General features: G+C 50.8%; 11 protein-coding genes. 2 read left to right on the top strand and 9 right to left on the bottom strand.

Annotated features, from left to right (window positions below):
• From AC3B8H_RS15525 to AC3B8H_RS15535, 3 genes are all read right to left on the bottom strand, one after another.
• The coding region (locus tag AC3B8H_RS15525; RefSeq protein ID WP_488442452.1) for a DDE-type integrase/transposase/recombinase at positions 1 to 227 on the bottom strand (227 nt) is incomplete at its 3' end.
• Complete coding sequence (locus tag AC3B8H_RS15530; RefSeq protein WP_488442462.1) at positions 224 to 481, bottom strand: IS3 family transposase; 258 nt, start codon at positions 479 to 481, stop codon at positions 224 to 226. The genes AC3B8H_RS15525 and AC3B8H_RS15530, both read right to left, overlap by 4 nt.
• 127 nt (positions 482 to 608) lie before the next feature.
• Complete coding sequence (locus AC3B8H_RS15535; protein WP_488442453.1) at positions 609 to 887, bottom strand: transposase; 279 nt, start codon at positions 885 to 887, stop codon at positions 609 to 611.
• A 166-nt stretch (positions 888 to 1053) separates the two neighbouring features.
• Between AC3B8H_RS15535 and grxD the strand changes: the two genes are divergently transcribed.
• Positions 1054 to 1374, top strand: coding sequence for a Grx4 family monothiol glutaredoxin (grxD, locus tag AC3B8H_RS15540; protein WP_488442454.1), 321 nt, complete (start codon positions 1054 to 1056; stop codon positions 1372 to 1374).
• Positions 1375 to 1430: 56 nt separating this feature from the next.
• Here grxD and rnt read toward each other — a convergent pair whose 3' ends face one another.
• Complete coding sequence (gene rnt / locus AC3B8H_RS15545) at positions 1431 to 2057, bottom strand: ribonuclease T (protein WP_488442455.1); 627 nt, start codon at positions 2055 to 2057, stop codon at positions 1431 to 1433.
• Between the two features lie 91 nt (positions 2058 to 2148).
• Between rnt and AC3B8H_RS15550 the strand changes: the two genes are divergently transcribed.
• On the top strand, positions 2149 to 2922 hold the full coding sequence (locus AC3B8H_RS15550) for an MlaA family lipoprotein (protein WP_488442456.1): 774 nt from the start codon (positions 2149 to 2151) through the stop codon (positions 2920 to 2922).
• A gap of 46 nt (positions 2923 to 2968) precedes the next feature.
• On the opposite strand, the gene mtaB is transcribed toward AC3B8H_RS15550, so the two are convergent.
• The 5 genes from mtaB to AC3B8H_RS15575 form a co-directional block, all read right to left on the bottom strand.
• Positions 2969 to 4255, bottom strand: a complete 1287-nt coding sequence (gene mtaB, locus AC3B8H_RS15555; protein WP_488442457.1) for a tRNA (N(6)-L-threonylcarbamoyladenosine(37)-C(2))-methylthiotransferase MtaB — start codon at positions 4253 to 4255, stop codon at positions 2969 to 2971.
• A gap of 425 nt (positions 4256 to 4680) precedes the next feature.
• Entirely contained in the window at positions 4681 to 5910 is a 1230-nt protein-coding gene (locus AC3B8H_RS15560; RefSeq protein WP_488442458.1) for a nucleoside recognition domain-containing protein, read from the bottom strand.
• A 16-nt stretch (positions 5911 to 5926) separates the two neighbouring features.
• Entirely contained in the window at positions 5927 to 7285 is a 1359-nt protein-coding gene (gene purB, locus AC3B8H_RS15565; protein WP_488442459.1) for an adenylosuccinate lyase, read from the bottom strand.
• A gap of 26 nt (positions 7286 to 7311) precedes the next feature.
• Entirely contained in the window at positions 7312 to 7974 is a 663-nt protein-coding gene (locus AC3B8H_RS15570) for a DUF3226 domain-containing protein (protein WP_488442460.1), read from the bottom strand.
• The coding region (locus AC3B8H_RS15575; RefSeq protein ID WP_488442461.1) for an AAA family ATPase at positions 7974 to 8304 on the bottom strand (331 nt) is incomplete at its 5' end. The genes AC3B8H_RS15570 and AC3B8H_RS15575, both read right to left, overlap by 1 nt.

Consider the following 8304-nt stretch of genomic DNA (forward strand, 5'->3'; position numbering starts at 1 on the left):
ACTGGCTGCCCTTGGTCGGTGTTGACGATGTCCGGCCAGCTGTAACGTTTGAAGGCTTGTTCCGGTACGTCCACGGCATGACAGGCTTCCAGGGTGATCGCCACCTTAGCGGCCGAGACTTTGCGAGTCGCCCAGTCGACGATTGCCGTTAAATACGCGAATCCTTTGGCCAGCGGGATGTAGGTGGTATCCAGCGCCCAGACCTGATTGGTACGGTGGATGGTCATGCCGCGCAGCAAATAGGGATAGATTTCGTGACTTGGCGTCTTCTGGCTGGTATGGGGCTTGTGCTGTACACCGCTTCGATGCCCATACGCCTCATCAGCGTTTTCACGTGTTTTCGGCCCACCTGGATACCTTGGGTGTTCAACTGGTCGCGTAACTGCCGAGCGCCCATGAACGGGTGCTTCAGGTGCCGTTCGTCGACTCGGCGCAGGAGGTCCAGATTGCGCTCCGAAACCGGCTTGGGCAAGTCATACACACTGCCGCGACTGATGCCCAAAGCTTGGCCTGCCAACCAATCGGCAGCTTGGACTCACGGTCGATCATCGTTTTGCGCCCTGTGTGTCCTTTGGGTATCAGCCATCCCGCCTTGGTGAGCGCGCTCCCTACCCAAAGGGCACAAGTAAAAAATCGTTTTCCAAGGTCAGTTGGCCGATTTTCGCTTGCAAGGCTTGCAGGTCGACTGGCGGTGATTCTGACTCCGCCAGCTTACCAAACACCTCGGCCACCCGCTCTGCCAGTTGTTTTTTCCAATCGACGATTTGATTTGGATGAACCTCGAATTCCTGGGGCAATTGGGCCAGGGTTTTATCGCCCGCCAAGGCCGCCAACGCGACTTTGGCCTTGAAGGTCGGTGAATGTTTTCTTCTCGGTTTTTTGGACATCTTCTGCTCCATTGCTTTGTCCTGACGGACGTTCAAAAGTAGTAGGGTTTTTCACTTAAACGACTGTTCAATTTTTTGGGGCCGGCTCTGACAAGGCTGGCACTATAATTTCAGCCCATAGGTTGATAGAATTGGTTAACTTAACTTTTTAAGCAAAGGATGTCATATGACTGTTACCGAACGAATTCAAAATCAATTGGCTAGTGATGCAGCCGTGCTTTATATGAAGGGTACGCCAGAGTTTCCACAGTGTGGATTTTCGAGCAAGGTGGTTCAGATTTTGGGTGCCTGCAATGCGAAGTACACCTATATCAATATTTTTGAGGATCCAGAGGTTCGCGAGGGTTTGAAAGCCTATTCCAATTGGCCAACCTACCCTCAGCTATACATAAAAGGAGAATTAGTTGGAGGTTGCGACATCGTGTCTGACCTTTATTCAAGGGGCGAATTACCTGAGATGTTGTCTGCGGCTGGCGCGGTGCAATAGTCGAGATTTTCTAAATTCTGCCGATTCCGATGCTGGAGTTGGCAGATTTTCGTGGTTCAAACTGCTTCAAGTTCAGCTAATCGCTTCCATCGATTTATTATCAAGCAGAACAGCTCGGCAGTTTGTTCTGCGTCATATAGAGCAGAGTGCGCTTTTTCATTGTCCCAGTTCAATCCGGCGGCCTGCGCAATTCTAGCTAAAACCGTCTGGCCGTAAACCAAGGCGCCAAGCGTGGCGGTGTCAAAGCTGCTAAAAGGATGAAAAGGGCTGCGCTTGAAATTCGTGCGCTCAATCGCGGCGTTTAGAAAATTTATGTCAAAGGATGGATTGTGTCCGACTAAAATTGCGCGCTTGCATTCGTTGCGTTTTACTGCGGCTTTGATCGGCGTAAACAGTTTCGTAAGCGCCTCTTTTTCGTCCACCGCCATCCGAAACGGATGGTACGGATCGATGCCGGTAAATTTGAGAGCCGCTTCATCTAATTCAGAATGCTTAAAAGGAATAATGTTGCTTTGGTGCTTTTCGGTAATCCGAAGCAACCCCTGCTCGTCCGGTTCGACTATGATGGCGGCAATTTCCAGTAGAGGGTTTTTTTTGGGGTTGAACCCGGCGGTTTCTATGTCGACAATGACCGGAAGGTAGCCGCGAAACCGATTGCCTAGCGGGTTGATAGTAATTTCCATCGAGCGTGAATAGCGAAAAAAGTTGGTTATATGTTATGTTACGTGAGTTTTGGATAGATTTAAACAATATTCAATTAACGAGGTAAATGTTATGCAAAACGGGAAAACAGGTTGGTTGGCTGCCGTGGCGCTTGTCATGCTGAACGGATGCGCGGCGACCAATAGCAAGGATCCCTGGGAGGGATGGAATCGAAATGTCCAATCGTTTAACGATAGCGTTGACGACTATGTCATGAAACCGGTGGCAAAGGGATATCGATGGATTACGCCGAGTTTCGTCGATCAGGGTGTGACGAACTTCTTCAGCAATATTGACGATATCGGCGTGATCGCGAACGATGCGTTACAAGGTAAGTTTTTGCAATCCGGCCAGGACAGTGCCCGGTTTCTGGTGAATACCGCAGCGGGCGTCGGCGGACTCGTCGATGTTGGTAGCATGTTGGATTTGCCGAAACACAATGAGGATTTCGATCAGACTCTTGGGGTCTGGGGCGTTCCGACAGGACCTTATGTTGTATTGCCTTTCTTTGGGCCTAGTTCCCCGCGCGGCGTTATCGGTCTAGTGGGTGACGCGGCTATGAACCCCCTGACGTATGTTGGTTTTTATGTCAATCCGGAATGGATAGGCGCGGCCGTTTCCACAGGCGCTGGAGCACTGAAGGTGATTGATGCGCGTGCTGACTTGCTAGGGATGGAAAAAGTGGTCTCCGAAGCGGCGATTGATCGATACCAGTTTTTCAGAGACGCGTATTTCTCGAATCGAAATTATTTGATCAAGGATGGCAACGTGCCTGAGGACGATGTGCTGAAGTTTGAAGAGCAAAAAGACGAAGGCTTTGGTCCGCTCGCTCCCAATCCTTATTAAAGGGTTTCTACAAGGCTAGGTGCGGTACAACGCCGTCCCTGGCCTGTCAGTTTATTTCAGTCAAAATAAAATCAGATTCAACGTTAGATAACAAGACTTTTTGAATTTGGTTTTCCAATGCGGTGTCGGCGGTGACATCGCAAGCTACTCGCAAGTAATTCGGCGTGTAACCGAAATAGCGAATTTCGCCGTTATCTAGCGTTTGCGTTTGACCTTCCCAAAGTACCTCCATCACGTTGTTGATGTTTTCAGCGACGAATTGCTGCTTCAGAGTCGTTGCCAAATCGTGCAATTGCTTGCTGCGCCGTTTTTTCACATCTTGGGCGACTGGGTCGGGGAAGTTTGCCGCTGCCGTACCTTCGCGCGGAGAATAATTGAAGATATGGATATGGCCGAAGCCGAGGTGCTTTATGTAGTCGTAGCTTTCCTGCCATTCTTGTTCGGTTTCTCCCGGGAAGCCGACGATGATGTCGGTAGTAATGTTGAAGTGTGGGATCGTCGTTCTGGCGAGTTTGACAATTTGACTGAATTCTTCCGTCTTGCAGCGTCGCGCCATGCGTTTAAGAACACTGTCGCTACCGCTCTGTAAGGGTAGGTGCAGATGCGGCATCAATCTTGGGTTTTTGAACAGCTCGAAGAAGCCGGTCGGCAATTCCCAAGGTTCCAATGAACCCATGCGCAGGCGTGGAATCTCGGTTTTGTCGAGGATTTCGCGAATCAGTTCGACCAAGTTGCTGCCTAAGTCGCTGCCGTAACCGCCCAGATGGACGCCGGTGATGATGGCTTCCTGGATGCCTTGGGCGTGCAGGGCGTTAATCTCGGCAATCACGTCCTGAATAGGCCGGCTGCGTTCTTCGCCGCGGGCGACCGTGACAATGCAGAAGGTGCAACGGTAGCGGCAGCCGTCCTGAACTTTAACGAAGGCGCGCTGGCGGCCGCGGCTGAACAGCGATACCTCGCCGGGTTCGGTCGACATCGCCGGCATGCTGTCGAGATTCAGCTCGGCCAGGGTTTTTTCGACCAACTGGTTCTTATCCTGGTTGCCGACAATCAGGTCCACGCCCATCAATTGGGCGGCTTCTTCCTCGTTCAGCGTCGCGTAACAACCGCTGACCACCAGTTTGGCTTGCGGATTGTCGCGGTGGATGCGGCGTATCATTTGCTTGGATTTTTTTACGGCGTCCTGGGTCACCGCGCAGGAATTGATGATCACCAGTTGCGCGTCTTTCAAATTGCGGCTGATGCCGTGGCCTTTAGCCTGAAAAGCTTGCGCCCAGGTTTCCAGTTCCGCTTCGTTGAGGCGGCAGCCCAGAGTTTTTAAATGTATCTGCATGTTTTTAAAATATATCTGTCAACCATAATTTGAAGGAATTAAACCCGCGATGAGCCAATACCCACAGAGTTACAACAAACCAAGCTTGAATTATGATCGTGAAAAATGCACCCATAAAATAAGCAATAGAGGTATTTAAAAGAGAGTTAGTGAGTTCGGAAAGATAGGCGCCCCCGACACTAGAAATCGGTATAAATGGAAAAGAGAGCAAGATGCCTAACAAAACGAAAACATTATTCGATAAAGGCAAAGAATTTTCATACATCGGCGTTGTTACGCTGATTAGAGGGTAAATTAACGAATATCCGACAATAATTAGTATCTGTTTTTTTGTGAGTAAAGTTAACTTTGACATGTGTCCGTACCCTTGTGGTTAAGGTAACAAAGTGAGTTGGTGTCGGAATATTTATCGTTGATAAACGAAATTAACCAAAAAACCAATAAGTCACCAAAATCGCCGAAACAATCCCGCCCAGGTCGGCGACGATGCCGCAGGCGGCGGCATGGCGTATCTGCTTGATGTTCACCGCGCCGAAATACACCGCCAACACATAAAACGTGGTCTCGGTGCTGCCTTGCACCACCGATGCCAGCCGGCCGGCGAAGGAATCGGCACCGTGGGTCTGCATGGTGTCTATCATCATCGCTCGCGCGCCACTACCGCTGAACGGCTTCATCAATGCTGTCGGCAGGCCGTCGATGAAGCGGTTGTCGATGCCGGCAACATTGACCAATAGCCTAATGCCGTCGGTGATCAATTCCAGTGCGCCGCTGGCCCGGAATACGCCGAAGGCCACCAGCATCGCCACCAGATAGGGAATGATGGTGATCGCGGTCTGAAAACCGTGCTTGGCGCCTTCGACGAATAACTCGTAAGCGTTCAATCTTTTGAGGGCAGAGGCGGCGATGAAGGTAACCACTAGGCTGAACAGAATCACATGGCTGACCAAGGCCGATTGTTGCAACATTTCCGCCTGATCCAAACCGGCGAAATAAGCCAGTATGGCGCCGACCACGGCCGTGATGCCGCCCAGATAAGCCAATACCACCTTGTCCAGCAGATTGATCTTCTGTACGGCAGCGACCGCCAGCAAGCCGGTCAGCGTCGACATATAAGTGGCGATCAAGATCGGGATGAAGACGTCGGTCGGATTGGCGGCGCCGAGCTGCGCCCGGTAAGCGAAGATCGTCACCGGAAACAGCGTCACCGACGAGGTGTTGATCACCAGAAACAAGATCTGCGCGTCGCTGGCCCGCTCGGGATGAGGGTTCAAGGTCTGCATTTCCTGCATGGCCTTGATGCCCATCGGTGTCGCGGCGTTGTCCAGCCCCAGCATGTTGGCGGCGATGTTCATCACCATCGCTCCGAGCGCCGGATGATCCTTCGGTATCTCCGGCATCAGTCGGCTGAACAGCGGATTCAGCGCCTTGGTCAACACATCGATGAAACCGCTGTGCTCGCCGACTTTCATGACCCCCAACCACAAGGCCAGCACGCCGCTCAGCCCCAATGAAATCTCGAACGCGGTTTTGGACAGACTGAACATCGCACTCATCAATTCGGAAAACACCTGGGTGTCGCCCAGCACCAGCAGCTTGAAGGCGGCGGTGGCGAAGGCGGTCAGGAACAAGAATATCCAGATGAAGTTCAGCAACAACCTGTCCTAAGATTTAGCCGATTTTTTTGGCTAAATCCGCCGCATAACCGGTGTAGCTATGCGGCGTCAATTTCAGCAACTCGTCTTTGGCTTCGGTCGGAATCTCCAGCTTTTCGACGAAGGCGCGCATGCCGTCGCCGGTGACGCGATTGCCGCGGGTCAGTTCTTTCAATTTTTCGTAAGGCTTTTCGATGCCGTAGCGACGCATCACGGTTTGAATCGGTTCGGCCAGCACTTCCCAGTTTTGGTCAAGGTCTTGATCGATCAACGCCGGGTTTATTTCCAGTTTGGAGATGCCTTTCAAGGTCGATTGAATGGCAATGCTGGTGTGGGCGATGCCGACACCGATGCTGCGCAACACGGTGGAATCGGTCAAATCACGCTGCCAGCGTGACACCGGTAGTTTGTCGGCCAGAAAGCCGAAAATCGCGTTGGCCAAGCCCAGGTTGCCTTCCGAATTCTCGAAGTCGATCGGATTGACCTTGTGCGGCATGGTCGAGGAACCGACTTCGCCGGCGACGGTTTTTTGCTTGAAATAACCCAGCGAGATATAGCCCCAGACGTCGCGGTCGAAGTCCAGCAAAATGGTATTGAAGCGCGACAAGGCGTGGAAAAGCTCGGCCATATAATCGTGCGGCTCGATCTGGATCGTGTAAGGGTTGAAGGTTAGGCCCAACGACTCGACGAAGTCTTGCGCGAATTGCGGCCAATCCACTTCCGGGTAGGCCACGCTGTGGGCATTGTAATTGCCGACCGCGCCGTTGATTTTGCCCAGCAATTCGACCTTGGCCAATTGCTCGCGTTGGCGTTGCATGCGGGCGACGACGTTGGCCATTTCCTTGCCGACCGTGGTCGGCGTGGCCGACTGGCCGTGGGTGCGCGACAGCATCGGTTGCTCGGTACTGGCCAGGGCCAATTGTTTGATGGCTGCTATCGTGGCGTCGATCTCGGCCAGGACCAGACCGCGGCCTTCTTTCAACATCAAGGCATACGACAGATTGTTGATGTCTTCCGAAGTACAGGCAAAATGGAAGAACTCGTTAATTGCGTGCAGCTCGGCGTTGCCTTTGACTTTTTCCTTCAAGAAGTACTCGACGGCCTTTACGTCGTGGTTGGTAGTCTTCTCGATGTCCTTGACTGCCTGGGCGTCGGCTTCGGAAAAATTGCTGACAATATTATCGAGTACGCGGTTCGCTTCGGCGGACAAGGTCGGCACTTCGACGATCTTGGCTTCGGCGGCCAGGGCTTGGAGCCAGCGTACTTCAACTTCGACCCGGTAACGAATCAAGCCGTATTCGCTGAAAATGGGACGCAAGGCGTCGACTTTGCCGGCGTAGCGGCCGTCGATGGGGGAGATGGCGGTGAGGGTCATTGTTAAATTGTCCTGAACAGTAGATTTTACTTAAAGGTGTTAATCAACCAGGCTTCAAAATCCATAGCTCGACTGCGGTCTAAAATGTTTTTATATAATGCTCTGGCTAATGATGAGCCGGGTTTTTCTTGCCATGCTCTCCAACTAAATACTTTAGCTTTTGAACTATGTAATTGCTGATTGAACAGTACTTTTGGTAGGTTGTTTATCGCTTGGTCGGCATGTTGCAGAAGTGAAGCTTGAGTGGTGTCGGTAATTAGACTTTCGATGAAGCTTTCCAGCATGCCGTCATTTTCATGGTTTGGCATGATCCATAGACCGATATTGGGTAATCCGTCGGGATGGTTAAAAATATCGCCCTTCTGAAATTTTGGTGTGTTGGGGATTGTGTAGCCGAATTCTGCCAGTTTTTCTGCTACTTTTTTGTGTCGCCAGTGAAAACCACCAGAATTTTCAGGCGGGTAGTCGGCGTCTAAAATAATTCCAAGCTTCTCGGTGTCGCCATTCTTTAATTGGTCAAGAAGTAATGGTAGGTTATTAATTAAATTTGACCAGCCGTCGCCAGAATTAATATTGAGCGCCTTCGGTGGGAAAATTTCAATTTTATCTTTACCGATAACTAAGTTGCAAAAAGCGTTAAAAAAATCCTGATCATCCTTGCCTTCTACTAATAGTTTCCATCTGCTCATTAACGCACCTCAAGGGCCGATGCTGTAACAGTTTTTAGTGCCTCTTCATCATAAACAGTTGCAATAACCTTACCGTTGTCACTAGTGAGTTTGCTCCTTGAAATTTTTAGCAAGACCCCGTCTTCAGGGCTTTCATTTGCGACTTTGGTAAAGCTTTCGATGCAATCCCAACTGTGAGTTGTCGCAAATACTTGAATGTTAAGATCTCGTGCTAACTGAAAAATAATTCTCCAAACTTCCTCCTGAACACTATAGTGCAGGCCATTTTCGAACTCATCGATTAGCAAAATTCCGTTTTTTGCCGGGAATATAGAAAGTATAAGTTGTAAT

It is taken from the genome of Methylomonas sp. BG-2 (assembly GCF_057766305.1).

What these genes read in the sequence shown, in the direction of transcription:
- AC3B8H_RS15535 (WP_488442453.1), bottom strand. Translation starts at nt 887, where the DNA reads ATGTCCAAAAAACCGAGAAGAAAACATTCACCGACCTTCAAGGCCAAA.
- grxD (WP_488442454.1), top strand. Translation starts at nt 1,054, where the DNA reads ATGACTGTTACCGAACGAATTCAAAATCAATTGGCTAGTGATGCAGCC.
- rnt (WP_488442455.1), bottom strand. Translation starts at nt 2,057, where the DNA reads ATGGAAATTACTATCAACCCGCTAGGCAATCGGTTTCGCGGCTACCTT.
- AC3B8H_RS15550 (WP_488442456.1), top strand. Translation starts at nt 2,149, where the DNA reads ATGCAAAACGGGAAAACAGGTTGGTTGGCTGCCGTGGCGCTTGTCATG.
- mtaB (WP_488442457.1), bottom strand. Translation starts at nt 4,255, where the DNA reads ATGCAGATACATTTAAAAACTCTGGGCTGCCGCCTCAACGAAGCGGAA.
- purB (WP_488442459.1), bottom strand. Translation starts at nt 7,285, where the DNA reads ATGACCCTCACCGCCATCTCCCCCATCGACGGCCGCTACGCCGGCAAA.
- AC3B8H_RS15570 (WP_488442460.1), bottom strand. Translation starts at nt 7,974, where the DNA reads ATGAGCAGATGGAAACTATTAGTAGAAGGCAAGGATGATCAGGATTTT.